Raw genomic sequence first — 16530 nt, forward strand, 5'->3', positions numbered from 1 at the left:
TATCGGCGACTCAAAGGCTCCAAATGATAACAAGACCCTCATTTATAATTAATTACCTTTAACATAGAAATACCTGCCGCAATTTTGCGGCTGGAAAAAGGCAACAATCTGCTTAGCAGTTAATCAGGGATTTTTTGAACTTTGTGGTGTAACACAACATACACTTCATCAAATGAATCCCTTCATCGATCTGCTTAAAGAGAATATTGATTTGCCGGAAGGATTACAGGAAAGACTAAAGCATTTCACAAGACACAGGCGTTTCAGGAAGAATGTGCGGCTTATTTCGAGTGGCGCAGTTTGCAAGGAGCTATATTTTCTAAAAAAAGGATTGGCTCGGGTCTTTTATTATAAGGACGGGAAAGATGTTACAGCCTGGTTTGTGTTTGAAAATCAGATTGTAAGCGCGGTTGACAGCCTGTTGTCCGGCACACCCACTGCCTACAACATTGAGCTGCTGGAAAATTCCGAAGTATATAGTTTGCCCCTTCGCAAAATCGAATCCCTGTATGAGGAATATCCAGTCGTGCTGCGACTGTCTCTGGCACTGACTACCAAGAGCTATCTTTTTTTGGATGAACGGGTTAAGACCTTTGCTTCCTGCGGCGCAGAGGAAAGGTACCAGATCATGCTCGTTCAGCTACCTGATATTTTCAACCGTGTGAAACTGGGTCATATTGCCTCATACATCGGCATTTCGCAGGAGCATCTTAGCAGGCTGCGGAGCAATTACAAGCAGCAAAAAAAGCAGCAATAACGATTTTGATATTTATCAAAGGAATTGGCCATGAAACGTGTCAGTTTTGGCGATTATAAGTCAACCGTAACCACTCTTTCTATACACCACAATGATGAAGAAACACTTCTCCTGCCTGTCAGCGCACATTTTTTGCTATTTGCTCGTGTTCAATGGCTATTCTGGCAAAGCCTTCCAACTTTCGCAACGATTATTTTCAGACACAGCAGTTTCCACTCCCACCCGAATGCTGGTTGTAGGTGGCTCCCTGGCAGCTGGCGTGCAGAACGGTGGATCGTATCGGGAAGCACAGCTGAATGCCTATCCCAATCTCCTGGCCAGCCAAATGGGCATCAGCCTGAAACAGCCGCTCTTCGATACTGCGCATTACAATGGGTCAGGGTACAAGACGCTGATCCGGGACAATGGCCCCACATTCAGGTATAGCCAGGCCACCAACCACTTAGCCTACATCCGGGACTCGAAAGACAGTACATTGATCAAGTACAATGGAAGTGTTGATAACCTGGCACTACCCTATTTCAATCCGAGAAGCGCCTGGAAGGATTTTAATTATTATGCTTCGCTCAACTTACCAAGTACGGAGTCGCAGGATTTCATTCCATTCTTCAAAAGATTGTTGCCGGACGCGGAAGCTAGTGATGGTAACACCAACTACCTGAGTTATTTAAGATCCCAAACCACGCCTGATTTTCTTGTTTTTGATGTGGGAATGGACGGACACCTGAGAAGCGCATTAGTCGGCGGCGATCCTACTCAGTTGCCTGCTCCTACAGAGGGTGACCGGGCGGAAAAACCGGAGTTTGCCTTTTTGAGTGAAGCGGCACGAAAAGGCAGTAAGGGAATTGCGGTTAATATCCCCGATGTCATGGACCTGCCCTATTTCAAACTTTATACATTGGAGAGATTGCTGTCACTTTGCCCGGAATGCAAGCTGGCCGTAAAAGCAGCCTGCGGTCCCGTCAGGGAGGCGAATGCAACTGATGTGTTGTTACCGGGTGAAAAGATTGAACAACTATTTTCCGGTGATTCTGAGCGGGAGGTACTCAACGAGCGGGAAGTATTATCCATTGATCAGAATTGTGATGAAACGCTGGGTTACAGGCAGGTTAGCTGGTATAATGACTACTATGTCAAGTACATAGCCGAAAAGAACAATTTCGCGCTGCTGGATTTATACACGCTTTACAAAAAGATTAACGCAGGTACCTATACTACGGATGACGGCGTGTTTGTGGATCCCTCATTTCCAAACGGGAACTTCTACTCGGACGATGCCATTCATCCGACCAGCTTCGGACAGGCAGTTATTGCGAATGAGTGCATCAAGGCAATAAATGCCCGTTACGGCTCAAAAATACCGCTGCTGACAACAGCATCCTATTTAAAGAAATGACAATCCGGAAAATCAATATTTCTTTCAACAACACACCGACAAGACCATGAAAAACCTCTTTTTATCCCTCCTCTTTTTTACAAGTTTCTTTACTGCCGATGCACAAATGTCGATCTCTCTTCCATTAGAGCGGTCTGTGTTCCAACGAAATGCAAATGGACAATCGAGCGTCGCCATAGCCGGACAGGTAAGACCGGGCTCCCCCATCGGCGCTAATTTTGTGATCAAGTACAGAACTACTGCGCTGGACAAAAACGGGAATGCGCTGGGCGCAGCTTCCATTTGGAACAGCGGTATCGCAAGTACGCCTTATGCCGGTGTTTTTAAATTCTCGGTCACCTTCAACACAGGCTGGTATTTGCTGGAAGTTGGCGCATTTGAAGGCAATAACAATTTCCCGACCACCTCCGGAACTGTGAAGTTCGGCGTAGGTGAAGTCATTTTTATCGCCGGCCAATCAAATGCGCAGGGCACGGATGAGATTGTGAACTCGACAGTCAACCCGGTATTCTATGATTGTGTTAACTCTATCAGCAATAACCAGATCTGCAAGAACACCTACCAGTTTCCGTATATAGAAAAGATCGTAGATGGAAAATTGATTACTCCAACTGGGAATCGCTCAGCCTGGTTTTACGGGCATTTGGGCAAGCGCATTGCCGACGAGCTTATACCAGGAACGGTGGTGCCGACTTTGTTTTTTAATACAGCATTTACGGGATCTTCAGTAGAGAATTGGGCAAAGACTGCCGAGAGTGATGTAGAGATTGCACCTTTGCCGCTCTTAAACGGACAACCATGCTGTGCTTTTGTTACCCCAGAAAAAGGGTGGTTTAACGACTGGGATACTCAGGGACCCGAGGGACAACCTTACAAAACATTAAAAAACTCCTTGACCTACTTTGGCAGCATGTTTGGCGCGAGATGTGTACTATGGCATCAGGGCGAGTCAGATAATGTCTTGAACACTGCAGAGTTGAGTTATGATTCAAAGCTCCAAATTGTCTTGAACAAAAGCCGGGAACATTTTAGCAGTAACCTAAGCTGGGCCATTTCAAGGGCGACATGGTATAAGGGTACCGTAGACCCCGCTGTAATCGCAGGTCAGCAGAAAACTAGAACATATACAGGAAATCTCCAACAAGGGCCCTCAGCTGCTGCTGTTTGGAATTCCGACAATATCCCAGCTTCTAAACGCAGAGCTGATGACAATACCCATTTTATCGCACCTGGCCTAGTCGATGCTGGTAATCAGGCATTTGAAGCATTCAAAACAGGCTTTGGTTTTACCCCGATAAAGAACATGACTTCGGTATCAGCCACTACACCTCCAAACTTGACAATTACCAAAAGTGGTGCAAACGTCACCATCAAAGCACCAGCCGGCTATACTTACAAATGGGTGGAGGGAGACAATCATATCACAACTTCCTTCTCCTCAGCGCAAAGCATTTCAGTCAGCAATAGTAACTGGAAATCGTATCGTTGCTACATCATCAGCCCAACCCGAACGATGGTCAGTCAGGCTGTGTACACGCCCATGCTCGCAGTCGGCGGAGCAGCTCGAATGGGAGCTGAGGAGGAAGCTATAATTGAAAAAGAAGAATTTATTCCGGTCCAGATTACGCCTAATCCGGCAAAGGGAAAGACGGTGGTTCGTTATACCCTGCGTGAACCTTCGCTCGTACGCATTGATCTTGTTGACTTGAATGGTCGCATACTATTTACTTCCGGTGAGCATGCTTATGCTGCAGGCAACCAGGAGCAAACGCTGGATATAAGCAAGCTCTCCGCTGGCTCTTATCTATGTAGAATCAAGATTGACAGCTACTTCGTATCGAGGCATTTAGTTGTTGAACATTGATGTCCGAATACCCTTCTCCGGAAAATACAGGTATTCAAAAAACTTGACTTAACTACACTATATACTACTATGAGGCGACTAGCCATAATTTACTGGATGTTATTAGCGGTTCTGCTCGGCTGTAAGGAAGAGGACGTACGACCTGCCGTCCTCGAACTTTACGATATTTACGATTTGGAAGTAGAAGGTGTTCCTAGAGAAAATCTAACAACTCACCCGAAACAGAGTTTTGTTATATATCTTCCTGCTAACTATCAGGGTGGACAGAAACTTAAAATCTCTTTTAGACATTCGAAGAAAGGTAAAGTCGATAAATCTTTCAACAAAGATGGCTGGGTTAACGGGAGTATCGTATACGAAGGGAATATAATAGGGATAGGAAGTCTGCTAATTGCAGTTATACCCCACAAACCAGTTGAAATCCTGCCGAATGGTAAACCTTACCGTTTTCCTCTGGTTGGAAAAGAAACCCTTTTACATTTTTTTGCGAGGAATTGGGGTACCGATCTGGAGCCAACAGATATTCACCAGCATGCGTCATTCGTCAATAAAGCATCTGGAAAGGTCATTACTACATCAAGTTTTTCTTCCATCCCGGACAAAGAAGGCGACCCTACTCCAGTGTCAATCAAGATCCCGATTGATATGGATCCAGGGGAATATAAGATAATAATCTATCGTCGGGATAAACCGATTGAATTACCCGACCCCTTGATAATGGAATATGGCCCCCCCGAAGCCGGAATGGATTTCTGGCCGCCGGTTTTACTAGATACAAGCAGGTTTGCAGGCGTTTGGGGTTACAACCTTCTTCCCGAACATAAATACGAAATGATCCTGAGTAACGACTTCGAAAAGCCCAGGAAGTTTTTGCTGACGTCTAAAAGCCCGAAGTATGCTAATACAATCATCCCACCGGGTTTTCCGACTGGCAATTATGAGAAGAAAATACTGATGGATGGAAAAGAGCTTCCGCTTCATAATCTGATAAACTCCGACAACCTGCTGATCGTCCAAAAGGAATATGCACAACCCAGGTTAATGTCGCTGACCCATATTTCACAATTGTACTACACTGACTTTGGCTTGGCGGTCTTCAAGCCGCTAATCCGCTTCAAACGAGGACAAGAGATCCTGGCAATCTCAGCAACCCCGGACGTCCATTATTGGATAGGGGAAAAACTAATCCTTAAAAATGTGGATACCCAAAAAGAATTTATACTAAATACGGATGATCCGAATGGCTTTTTTCCAAACATCGTGTTTTCCAGTGTTTATTTCCTGATCCCACCAGAATGCCCGCCAGGCAGGTACGCAGTCACATTCAGCCGCAGTCCCGACGGAATTACAACATACCACAGCGAGCGCTATCACCGGATTATTACAATTGAGTAAACCTCCTCTTTCAAATCACACTATCATCAACTCTCCCCACTGGTATATGTCGCGTTTTTATAAACTAAGCTGGATTATACTGCTTGTTTTTTTGGGTTGTAAAGAAGAAGACGTACGACCTGCCGTCCTTGAACTTTATGATATTTACGATTTAGAAGTGGAAGGTGTTCCAAGAGAGAATTTAAAAACTCACCCAGAACAGAGTTTTGTTATATACCTACCTCCTAACTACAAGGGTGGACAGAAACTCAAAATTTCATTTAGACATTCGAAAAAAGGTAAAGTTGATAGGTCATACAACAAAGATGGCTGGGTTAACGGGAGCATCGTATACGAAGGGAACTTAATAAGGATAGGAAGTCTGCAAATTGCAGTTATACCCTATAAACCGGTTGAAATTCTGCCAAATGGTAAGCCTTTCCGTTTCCCTCTTGTCGGAAAAGAAACCCTGCTGAATTTCTATGCAAGGAATTGGGGTACCGATATGGAACCGACAGATATTCACCAGAAAGCGTCATTTATCAATAAGGCATCTGGGCAGGTCACTACAACATCGAGTTTCTCTTCCATCCCGGCCAAAGAAGGCGACCCAACGCCAGTGTCAATAAAAATCCCGATCGATATGGAGGCCGGAGAATATAAGATAGTAGTCTACCGCAGGGACCAACCGGTTGAATTACCTGACCCTTTGATAATGGAATATGGCCCTCCCGAAGCCGGAATGGATTTCTGGCCTCCGGTTTTACTAGATACAAGCAGGTTTGCAGGTATTTGGGGTTACAACCTGCTTCCTGAACACAAATATGAAATGATACTGAGCAACGATTTCGAAAACCCTAGGAAATTCTTACTGACCTCGAAAACTTCAAAATATGCCAATACAATCATCCCACCCGGTTTTCCGACTGGTAATTATGAGAAGAGAATACTAATTGACGGCAAGGAGCTTCCGCTGCATAATCTGATCAACTCCGACAACCTGCTGATTGTCCAAAAGGAATATGCACAACCCAGGCTAATGTCGCTGACCCATATTTCACAGTTGTACTATACAGATTTCGGGTTGGCAGTGTTCAAGCCGCTGACGCACTTTAAGCGGGGACAAGAGATCCTGGCTATCACCGCTACACCTGATGCTCATCATTGGAAAGGGGAAAAACTGATACTCAAAAATGTGGATACTCAAAAAGAGTTCATACTTAAAAAAGCAGAGTCGAATGGCTTTTTTCCGAACATTGTTTTTTACAGTGTTTACTTCCTGATCCCGGCAGAATGCCCGCCAGGCAGGTATGCAGTCACATTCAGTTGCAGTCCCGATGGTGTAACAACATACCATAGCGAGCGCTATCACCGGATTATTACCATTGAGTGACGATAGGATTTCTCAGGCCTGGTAGCAAAATAATTTCAGTAAAACGCTTAAATTTAGCATTACTCACTTCCTGCTACCTGCTTCATGAAACTACGACTTCTATTCTCTACACTCGCCTTAGCCTCGTTGACGGTGAGTGCCGTTGCTCAGTCTTTTAATAATTTCCCGGTCACAACACAGAAGCCGCCCCTGCATGGCAAACATTGGATGGGGATTACGGGTAAGCCGCTGGCAGCAACAGCCGGTGCTATGATTTTCAGCAAGGGCGGCAATGCGGTGGATGCATCCTGCGCGATGCTGGCAGCTACCTGTACCATGTGGGATGTACTAAGTTGGGGAGGAGAAACGCAGGCATTGATTTACAATCCTAAAACAAAGAAGGTTGTGGCGATTAATGCCATGGGAGTAGCCCCGACAGGCGCAACAGCTGATTTCTATAAAAACAAGGGTATGAAGTACCCACCAGAATATGGTCCACTAGCGGCTACAACACCAGGTACTCCCGGCGGATTGATGACGATACTGGCAGAATACGGCACCATGAGCCTCAAAGAAGTGCTGGCGCCGGCAATGCAGATGGCCGAGGGTTATCCCATTGAAGGTCAAACTGCCAATGCAATCGAGCGCGATAAAGCAGAGATCAAGAAGTGGCCATACTCCACGAAGGTCTTCCTTCCGCATTTAGGTCAGCCACGCGAGGCGCCGGATGCAGGGGAAATTTTCGTGCAGAAAGACCTGCTCGCAACCCTGCAAAAACTGGTAGATACTGAACAGGCTGCTTTGAAAAAAGGCAAAAACAGGAAAGACGCGATCTATGCGGCATACGATCGTTTTTACAAAGGGGATATCGCGAAGGAAATAGCCCGCGGTACACAGGAACAAGGCGGCTTGATCACCGAACAGGACCTGGCTACCTGGAAAGTTAAAATAGAGGAGCCGCTGATGACCAATTACAAGGGCATCGAGGTATATAAAATGCAGCAATGGACGCAGGGGCCAGTGATGTTGCAGGCTCTGAACATGCTGGAAAACTTCGATCTGAAAGGAATGGGCTACAACTCGTCGCGCTACATTCATACGCTGTACCAGGTCATGAACCTGGCTTTTGCCGATCGCGATTTTTATTACGGCGATCCTGCATTTGCTCCCGAAGAACCTATGAAAGGCTTACTATCCAAAGAATACGCGAAAGAGCGCATTAAGCAGATCAATTGGGAAAAGAATGATGCGAAAACAATGCCGGGAGATCCCTACCCTTTTGAAGGAAAGAAAAACCCGTATTCAGAGCAAATCAAGTCCTGGGGTAATTTCCACGCCGCATTGAACCGCAATGAAAATGGCCCTAGCGAGCAGTTCATAAAGGAATTCACGGCAGGTACAACCTCTGTGGAAGCGGCAGATGAGGAAGGTTGGGTGGTGAGCATTACGCCAAGTGGTGGCTGGGTACCTGCTTGCATTGCCGGAAATACGGGAGTTGGGTTAAGTCAGCGTATGCAATCGTTTGTTCTCGATGCGAAGGAAAACCCATTCAATGTGGTGGAGCCGGGAAAACGGCCCCGCGTTACGCTCACACCGAGTCTTGCGCTGAAAGACGGTAAGCCATTTTTATCTTTTGCAAAACAGGCGGGCGACGAACAGGATCAGCTGCTGCTTCAATTCTTTTTGAATATGGTGGAATTCGGTATGACCGTGCAGGAAGCGACTGAGGCACCAAGCTTTAAAACTTTGCAGATGTACGGCAGCTTCGGAGCACACGAAAAAATTCCGGGTGGACTGATCCTGAACCAGTCCATGCCTGACTGGACCAGAAAAGAACTCTCACGAATGGGTTATTCGTCCAGTTTCCAGCCGAGGACAAGTGGCCCCATTAATGCCATTTATTTCGACTGGCAGCACGGAAGCTTCTGGGGCGGGTCAAGCAACCATGGTGAAGACTATGGTTTTGGATGGTAAGCGGCATCCGTTATTGAAAGTTGGTTTTAAAGCAGCTCGTCGGTCGTCAGGCGCATTTCGACCAAATGCTTTTTAAAACCAACTTTCTCATAAGCAGCAACGGCTGATTTGTTGGCATCATACACCTGCAAACGCACCTCCGGCAGGCCCTTTTGCCTGGCCCATTCCACGAGTTTTTTGATAATCAACCGGTTAATGCCTTTTCCACGCTGCTCCGGCACGACATACATGAAGCCCAGGAATGCATAACGATCAAACTGGTTATAAGGCTTGGCAGGCAGGATCCGAACGTGCCCGGCGCCTGCCAGCTGACCATTGATTTCTGCCACAACTACCTCTGTCTCTTCATTATCGATCATTTTGGCAAGATCATAATAATTAAAATCCTCCGCGACGAAAGTCTCGTCAAATGGACGCTCGGCTTTGATAATGCCCTGTTCAAATTCCAGCAATATGGGCAACTCCTCTATTCTGGCTGCCCTGATATTAATTTCCTCCATGAATATTTCCCGATGTAGGCGGTTTCTCAACCGCAGTTTATGGTACAAAATGCAAAGTTCGCATTCATTTGCCTGCTTTAATTAACAAAAAATTGATCTGCCAAGAAAAAGAAAATGCACTGGAACAGTGTTCTACCGGTAAGTAAAAAACCGCATTTACAGCCAGTCCGCACCCGATAGTTGGATAACTTAGGTTAACGTTCCACACCTTAACACGCAGCGATATGAACAATGAATTCAAAAGGCAGCTTGCAAAAACCCTGACAAGGTACCTGACCAGAAACAAGGAACGCGACCGGAATATGCGGTTAATCGATCACCAGCGCTACTTTGATATTGACTCGCCCGCTAGAGTGAAGAAATTCCTGGAACGGAGAAACTTCGGTGTTGCCGACACGCAGGAAATTCTGGCGACGGAAAGCAGCCTTCCTCAACCTGCCGAAAAGCACGTGCAGATAGTACAGGTCAAAAGCCTGGAAAGGATACTCGGCACCAATGATCTTGTTGACATCTCTTTTTTATACAAAGCAATCCGGTTTTCGAAAACAGTCGGCAGGATCTGGCTTACAGACACAGCGGACAAGATCATCGGCTATGGAACAGGCTTTATGATCTCGCCGGTTTTGATGATGACCAATCACCATGTACTACCCGACGCTTTAACCGCTTCGGGTGCCAGGCTGGAAATGAACTATGAGTTTGACGCGGGTCAGGTTCTGCGTGCGTCAGACATTTTCAGGCTTGAACCTGACACCTTTTTTATAGCTGACGAAGAACTGGACTATGCAATCGTTGCTGTTGCGCCGGTAAGCAGTACAGGCAGACCTCTTTCAGAATACGGCTTTAATACGCTGATCCGGGAGGAAGGAAAAACCATTATTTCTCAATGGCTGAACGTAATTGAGCACCCGAACGGTCTTCCCAAGCAGATCGGCCTGCGGGAGAACCAGCTGATTGATGTACTCGACAATTTTTTACATTACAAAACCGATACTGCACCGGGCGCTTCCGGATCCCCGGTTTTCAATGAAAGGTGGGAGGTTGTGGGCTTGCATCATTCCGGCGTGGACGAACAGGATTCGGCGGGCAATATCATCGCGGTCGACGGAACGGTGTGGAACAGTTCAATGGGCGAGGATAAAATCAAATGGATCGTCAATGAGGGCGTGAGGATCAGTTCTATCCTGAAACATATGGACAGCCGCATGCTCACAGGCAGACAAGCCAGTTTGTACCAGCAACTTTTTACCGCGAGACCAGTTATTGAGAAGCCGGAGATAGCTGATCCGCAAAGCTTCTCACCGGAGCCTGTTATCGCCAATACCGACGGCAGTGTGACAATAACACTCCCACTATCCGTCACTTTCAGGCTCGGCAATGCGGCCGTGCCGATTATACAACCAGTTGTTCCGCAGCCTGCGACTGATCAGCTGGCATTGACTCCGCAGCCCGTAAGCGAAGCCGCTATCTTGCAAAAAGCAAAGCAGGAGCTTGCTGAACGCACCGATGTTTTGAATGTAAGAATGGGCTACGTTTTCGAAAATGGGTGGATCACGCGCAAACGGGCCATAGTGGTGACGGTACCCAGACGAAAACAGATTGATGAGCTGGTACGCGGTGACTCCTCTCCCCTGCCCGCGTCTTTACTGGGTTACCCCATTGAAGTTTCGGGTCCGACCATTGAGGAAGTGATCCGGTTTCACGAAGGTCCGGAAATACTTGAGTCACTGATTAACCCGCCCGGTTTCGCTATGGAGAGCCGCTACTTCCCTCCCGCTGGCGTCGAGCTGAAACGGGTCCAGGACTTCATGAAAGTGAATGCCAATGTAAGCCCTGAACAGGGTTGGCGTAATCTGATGCCCTTTTTGGAAGGTACTGAATGATCACTGATTGTGGGAATGTACGACTTTGGCGCGCCCCACATCCTCAATTCAATAGCAAGCCTGCCGAAAAAAGAGTCTTTCGAAAAGATGACCATGGCGATTCAGGTTGGCTCTAACGCAGGTGAAGGCACGAAAAAAGACGACCTCGAAGATGCAGAAATGGTGGAGGAACTAAGTGAGAAGCTGGGACCGAAGTTCAGTAATGCCTGGGTCAGGATTGGCTCTAAAAATGGCTGGGTACCTTCCAGCTATCACATCAAAACCGCTGTGCGCGATAGTAAGTACCTTTTCTTGTCGAGCGGCAGCTGGCAGTCTTCCAACCAGCCGGACCTGGATAGGCTGGAAAATGTGACGCAATCCTATTTATTGAAAAATTACAACCGTGACTGGCATGTCCTTGTTGAAAATGAGACGGTAGCGGAGACTTACGAGCAGTTTTTGCTGCACGATTATGAAAACAACAAACAAACCATCCTCAACCCTACCGAGGAATCGCTGGCACCCGAGCTATTTGTCCTGATCCCCGCGTTTGAGCAACTGTCCGAAGCGGAGGATGCGATTGCTTACGAATCTTTTGAGCCTTTCAATGCAGAAAGGGAATTTACGGTAACACCGCTATTGTCTCCCGACAACTATTTCGAAGAAGTACTTGCATTGGTGCAATCGGCGACGAAGGAGCTTTTTATCCAAAACCAGACCTTCAATGCGCCAAAACCCATGCACGGGAAATTGCAGCAGCTGATCGACGCGGTGCTGCAAAAACAGCAGGAAGGGGTTGATGTGAAAATTATTTTCAGGAATTTCATTGCCGCCGAAGCGCGTAAAAACCTGGAAGCACTCGTGGAACTGGGGTTTGATCCGGCGCGGATCAGAATGCACGATAAATGTCACACTAAAGGAATCATGGTGGACCGGAAAAAGGTACTAATCGGTAGTCAGAACTGGTCCAATGATGGGGTTTCTGTAAACAGGGATGCAAGCCTTTTATTTGAAGATCCAGAACTTACTGAATATTTCCGACAGATATTCCTGCACGATTGGGAGAAGCTGGCGAAGAATAACATCGGTCGTGAAAGTCTTACTATCCAAGTCACCAATGCGACTGATCCTGTGCCTGCGGGAATGGTCAGAGTGGGTTGGTCAGACATTCAGGAAATGCTCTGATTCCCTTTAAAGCTGTAAACTAAATTTCATCCGCTATGAAAATCTCAGCTAAGCTCAAAAACAGTTTTAACGAACATTACCTGGAAGTAGCAACGAATGGAGCGACCAGCAATGTTCAGATCCCGCCGAAGCCCACTGGTTACGGGTCGGCTATTAATGGAGGTGAAATGCTGTTGCTGGCGCTGGCGACGTGTTTTTGCAATGATATTTACAGAGAAGCAGCTAAAAAGAACATATCTGTTTCGGGCGTAGAGGTCAACTGCACAGCTGATTTCGGAGCGGAGGGTGAACCGGGGAGTAATTTTCAGTATACCGTGAAGGTTACCTCGGATTCACCCAAAAACGTGATTGAGGAGCTGATTGAACATACAAACCGCATTGTCGAAATCCACAATACACTCCGGATCGGGACTGCAGTCACGCTCGTTGATTCCTGATATGAATTACCGGAAAAAATTTAAACCTGCTCTTTACAGGTTTTCAATGTACTTCTGTCCGCCGAGGTAACGCATTTGCCGGACGATCTGCCCGGTGCGTCTGTTGACGTAAGCGGAGGGATTTTTAATGGAAAATTTGATTGGATTAGGAAGTACGGCAGCTACCCTTGCAGCCTCGTAGCGTGTCAGCTTCTTTGCCGATTTGTTGTAAAAACGAAGCGAAGCAGCTTCCACGCCGAATGTCATTTCTCCCATTTCGGCAACATTGAGGTAAACTTCCAATATCCGCTCCTTATCCCAGATCAGCTCGATCAGCACTGTAAAATAAGCTTCAAGCCCTTTTCTGAGATAACTTCTTCCGTGCCACAAAAAAACATTCTTGGCTACCTGCTGTGAAATGGTGCTGGCGCCACGTGCACGCTTGCGCTTTTCTGTCACTGCATTGTAAATCTGGTCAAAATCAAATCCCCAGTGCTTCGGGAAGTTCTGATCCTCCGAAGCAACTACTGCCAAAGCCACTTCTTTCGAAATATTCTCATAGGGTTCCCAATCATGAAAAAGCTCGGTATCCTCGTCCGCTTTGAACGCTTCCATTTTTCGTGAAAGCATATAAGGCGTCACCCAAACCGGTACAAACCTGAGAATCACTACCCAAATAATAGAAACTCCGAAAAACAAAACCAAAATTCTCAGCGCAATGAACTGCAAACGGCGGAGCATAAAACTTTTCACTTCAACAAACAGAAACCAACGAACAAATTGAGCGTACAAAGAACAGAAACTAATCAGGTTTAGACAAAGAAATCAAAACCATTATTTATCCGTCCACATCCGCTGTCCTATGAATGAAGAGATACTGAGTTTTATCTGGCGCTTTCAATATTTTGATTCCGTAAATCTGCTCACAGATGAAAATTTGAGCATTTCGGTTATCCGCACCGGCTATAAGAACACCAATGCCGGACCCGATTTCCTGGAAGCCGGTGTGGTACTGAGCGGGGTGCACTGGTACGGGAGCATTGAAGTGCACGTCAGGTCGTCGGACTGGTTTATCCATGCACACGAAATTAATCCTGCTTATGAAAGCGTGATACTGCATGTGGTTTGGGAAAATGACAAACCGGTTTTGCGACAAGATGGTACGCTTGTTCCAACGCTGTCTCTTAAAGGTTTGATCAAAGAAACGGTGCTGCAAAGGTACAGCCTGTTGCAGGATGAACACGAAGGCATTCCGTGTCGTGCGCTTTTCGGCCAAATACACGAGATACATAAATTTGCTATGCTCGACCGGGTGCTCCTGGAAAGGCTGAGCAGAAAAGCAGGCGAAGTGGCCGCCTTGCTGGAAGTCAATAAAGACGACTGGGACCAGACTGCATACCAGTGGCTGGGAAAGCATTTCGGGTTCAAACTGAACGATCCCGCATTTCTGAGATTGATGCAGATTGTGCCCTGGAAAATCCTCCGGAAGCATCGCGACAGGCCGCTGCAAATCGAAGCTATTCTTTTTGGTACCGCGGGATTGATCCCGGAGCGGTCGGAAGATGTGTATGTCCGGATGCTGCAGCAAGAATTCAGGTTTCTGGGATCAAAATACAAGCTGGCCGAACAGCAGATGAATGCACACGAATGGAAATATGCGCGACTGCGGCCTGCGGGGTTTCCTACAATCAGGATTTCGCAGCTGGCACAGCTCCTGAGTGCCGAAAGTACCCTGTTTTCACAGATTATCTCACTGGAATCCTTTGCCGATCTGCAGCAGCTGTTTCACTTACGACAGTCTGACTATTGGACACAGCACTATGTATTCGACAAAAAAGCTGCGGCTCCTGTCCCTGCAATGGGCAAAGATGCCGGCGCACTGCTGATTATTAACGGGATAATTCCGGTGCTGGTCGCTTATTCGAAGCACAGAAACCAGCCGGAGCTGCTGGATAAGGCGATTTACTGGCTCTCACAACTTCCGTCGGAAAACAACCGCATTACAAGAGAATGGGCAACCCTGGGAATGCAAGTGAAAACATCCGCCGATTCCCAGGCGCTTATTGAATGGTATAATAACTACTGTATGCCAAAAAAGTGCCTTGAATGCACAGTAGGCGCCGGATTGGTCCGGGCTGTTTAGCCTTTTACGAGGTTAACCCCGGTCAACAGGAACACAGTACCTACCAGGAAAGGCACAACAGATTCCCATTTTGAAACGGTGAGCCCAAGTACAGGCTTGTCTGACAGGAATGCGATGCAGGCAAAAAGAAGTACTGAAATGCCTAGAATTGTCAAAAGCGCACCGAAGAACCGCTTGAACTGGGTATTTTCCATTGAATTGGTGAAAGAGAAGATGTTTTTGGTAAAAGTATAAATTAGTGTCTTATGCTATCAAAATATGTACCGGATCATTGCACGGAAAGTCCCATTTTCTTTCCCTCTTCCACCATAAAAGCGTATGCCGCCTCGTATTCGTTGGGGATGGTACCCTCCAGGATCGCTTCCCTTACAAGTTCCTTGATAATACCGACCTCTTTGGCAGGTTTGAGGCCGAAAGTCTGCATAATCATTTCCCCCGTGATCACGGGCTGGAAATTGCGCAGCTTGTCGCGTTCTTCCAGGTCTTTCAGCTTTTGCTCAACGAGATCGAAATTATGCAGGTACTTTTTTACTTTTTCAGGATTTTTGGAGGTAATATCTGCCCGGCACAGCTTCATTAATGCTTCTATATCCTCGCCCGCTTCCACCAGCAGCCTGCGCATTGCGGAGTCGGTAATATCTTCCTTGGAAAGAACAATGGGCCGCAAATGCAGTCTGACGAGCTTTTTGACAAAACGCATTTTTTCGTTGAGCGGCAATTTCATTCTCCGGAAAATCACGGGAACCATCCTAGCCCCGACTTCCTCGTGGTTGTGAAATGACCAGCCTATTTTTTTGTCAAACTTCTTGGTAGCCGGCTTGGCAATATCATGCAGGATCGCAGCCCAGCGCAGCCAAAGATCGTCTGTGTGCTGCGACACATTATCGAGCACCTGTAACGTGTGGTAAAAATTATCCTTATGTCCCTTCCCTTCAATGTTTTCCACGCCTTGCAGCTCAATCATTTCAGGGAAGATAATGTGAAGCAATCCTGCGTGAAAAAGCAGCTTGAAGCCGTAAGAAGGTGTTTTGGAAAGAATGATCTTGTTGAGCTCATCGGAAATCCGCTCCATGGAAACAATGGAAATCCGGTCTTTCATTTTGACAATCGCATCGAAAGTGTCTGCTTCAATGTCAAAATTGAGCTGGCTCGCGAAGCGGATTGCGCGCATCATGCGCAATGGATCGTCGGAAAAAGTAATCTCCGGCCCTAGCGGGGTCCGGATAATCTTCTTTTTAAGATCTTTAACTCCCTCAAATGGATCAATGAGCTCTCCGAAAGTGCCTTTTTTCAGACTGATTCCCATTGCATTGATGGTAAAATCACGCCTGTTCTGATCATCTGAAAGAGTACCGTCTTCTACGGCCGGCTTACGGGAATCGGCGCGGTAGGATTCTTTGCGCGCTCCTACGAATTCTATTTCAAGATCGCCCTGACGGATCTGAGCAGTTCCGAAATTGCGGTAAACACTAACAAAAACATCGTGGCCCAGCTGGCTGGCTACCAATTCAGCGAGGTCAATCCCGCTTCCGATGCAAACAATATCGATATCCTTACTGTTTCTTTTAAGTATCAGGTCCCTTACAAACCCGCCGATGACATACGCCTCCACACCCAGCTCAGCCGCAGCCTTCGCCACGATCTCCAATATCGGATAGCCGGATAATTGCTCTTTGAAATTCATGCG

The 16530-nt window shown here is 46.8% G+C and carries 14 protein-coding genes; 10 read left to right on the forward strand and 4 right to left on the reverse strand.

Annotated elements, in window-relative coordinates:
• Positions 1–172: 172 nt before the first annotated feature.
• The 6 genes from AC1XTG_RS18385 (at position 173) to AC1XTG_RS18410 (ending at position 8737) form a co-directional block, all read left to right on the forward strand.
• A complete protein-coding gene (locus AC1XTG_RS18385) occupies positions 173–757 on the forward strand; it encodes a Crp/Fnr family transcriptional regulator (protein WP_484842958.1) in 585 nt (194 codons plus the stop codon).
• Positions 758–848: 91 nt separating this feature from the next.
• Complete coding sequence (locus AC1XTG_RS18390) at positions 849–2153, forward strand: hypothetical protein (protein ID WP_484842959.1); 1305 nt, start codon at positions 849–851, stop codon at positions 2151–2153.
• A gap of 46 nt (positions 2154–2199) precedes the next feature.
• Positions 2200–4017 (forward strand): T9SS type A sorting domain-containing protein, encoded by a 1818-nt coding sequence (locus AC1XTG_RS18395; RefSeq protein ID WP_484842960.1) that lies wholly within the window; start codon positions 2200–2202, stop codon positions 4015–4017.
• A gap of 69 nt (positions 4018–4086) precedes the next feature.
• On the forward strand, positions 4087–5412 hold the full coding sequence (locus tag AC1XTG_RS18400) for a hypothetical protein (protein WP_484842961.1): 1326 nt from the start codon (positions 4087–4089) through the stop codon (positions 5410–5412).
• A 91-nt stretch (positions 5413–5503) separates the two neighbouring features.
• Positions 5504–6784: a hypothetical protein gene (locus tag AC1XTG_RS18405; RefSeq protein WP_484842962.1), complete on the forward strand. Its 1281-nt coding sequence runs from the start codon at positions 5504–5506 to the stop codon at positions 6782–6784.
• A gap of 84 nt (positions 6785–6868) precedes the next feature.
• Positions 6869–8737, forward strand: a complete 1869-nt coding sequence (locus AC1XTG_RS18410) for a gamma-glutamyltransferase family protein (RefSeq protein WP_484842963.1) — start codon at positions 6869–6871, stop codon at positions 8735–8737.
• A 26-nt stretch (positions 8738–8763) separates the two neighbouring features.
• Here the strand turns inward: AC1XTG_RS18410 and AC1XTG_RS18415 are convergent, their stop codons facing one another.
• Positions 8764–9237, reverse strand: a complete 474-nt coding sequence (locus AC1XTG_RS18415) for a GNAT family N-acetyltransferase (RefSeq protein ID WP_484842964.1) — start codon at positions 9235–9237, stop codon at positions 8764–8766.
• A gap of 224 nt (positions 9238–9461) precedes the next feature.
• Between AC1XTG_RS18415 and AC1XTG_RS18420 the strand changes: the two genes are divergently transcribed.
• Genes AC1XTG_RS18420 through AC1XTG_RS18430 form a run of 3 tightly spaced genes read left to right on the forward strand, consistent with a single transcriptional unit; the run spans position 9462 to position 12721 of the window.
• On the forward strand, positions 9462–11120 hold the full coding sequence (locus tag AC1XTG_RS18420; RefSeq protein WP_484842965.1) for a trypsin-like serine peptidase: 1659 nt from the start codon (positions 9462–9464) through the stop codon (positions 11118–11120).
• A gap of 15 nt (positions 11121–11135) precedes the next feature.
• Positions 11136–12284 (forward strand): phospholipase D-like domain-containing protein, encoded by a 1149-nt coding sequence (locus AC1XTG_RS18425; protein WP_484842966.1) that lies wholly within the window; start codon positions 11136–11138, stop codon positions 12282–12284.
• Between the two features lie 35 nt (positions 12285–12319).
• A complete protein-coding gene (locus AC1XTG_RS18430) occupies positions 12320–12721 on the forward strand; it encodes an OsmC family protein (protein WP_484842967.1) in 402 nt (133 codons plus the stop codon).
• 33 nt (positions 12722–12754) lie between these two features.
• On the opposite strand, the gene mtgA is transcribed toward AC1XTG_RS18430, so the two are convergent.
• Entirely contained in the window at positions 12755–13441 is a 687-nt protein-coding gene (gene mtgA, locus AC1XTG_RS18435; protein WP_484842968.1) for a monofunctional biosynthetic peptidoglycan transglycosylase, read from the reverse strand.
• 121 nt (positions 13442–13562) lie between these two features.
• Here mtgA and AC1XTG_RS18440 point away from each other — a divergent pair, with 121 nt between their 5' ends.
• Positions 13563–14843 carry a DUF2851 family protein gene (locus tag AC1XTG_RS18440; RefSeq protein WP_484842969.1) on the forward strand — a complete coding sequence of 427 codons (1281 nt, stop codon included), beginning with the start codon at positions 13563–13565 and terminating at the stop codon, positions 14841–14843.
• Here AC1XTG_RS18440 and AC1XTG_RS18445 read toward each other — a convergent pair.
• Complete coding sequence (locus tag AC1XTG_RS18445) at positions 14840–15037, reverse strand: hypothetical protein (protein ID WP_031526592.1); 198 nt, start codon at positions 15035–15037, stop codon at positions 14840–14842. The genes AC1XTG_RS18440 and AC1XTG_RS18445 overlap by 4 nt on opposite strands.
• A 74-nt stretch (positions 15038–15111) precedes the next feature.
• Positions 15112–16527: a CCA tRNA nucleotidyltransferase gene (locus AC1XTG_RS18450; RefSeq protein WP_484842970.1), complete on the reverse strand. Its 1416-nt coding sequence runs from the start codon at positions 16525–16527 to the stop codon at positions 15112–15114.
• Positions 16528–16530: the final 3 nt, after the last annotated feature.

It is taken from the genome of Dyadobacter sp. HNCC25DJ183, from assembly GCF_056895175.1.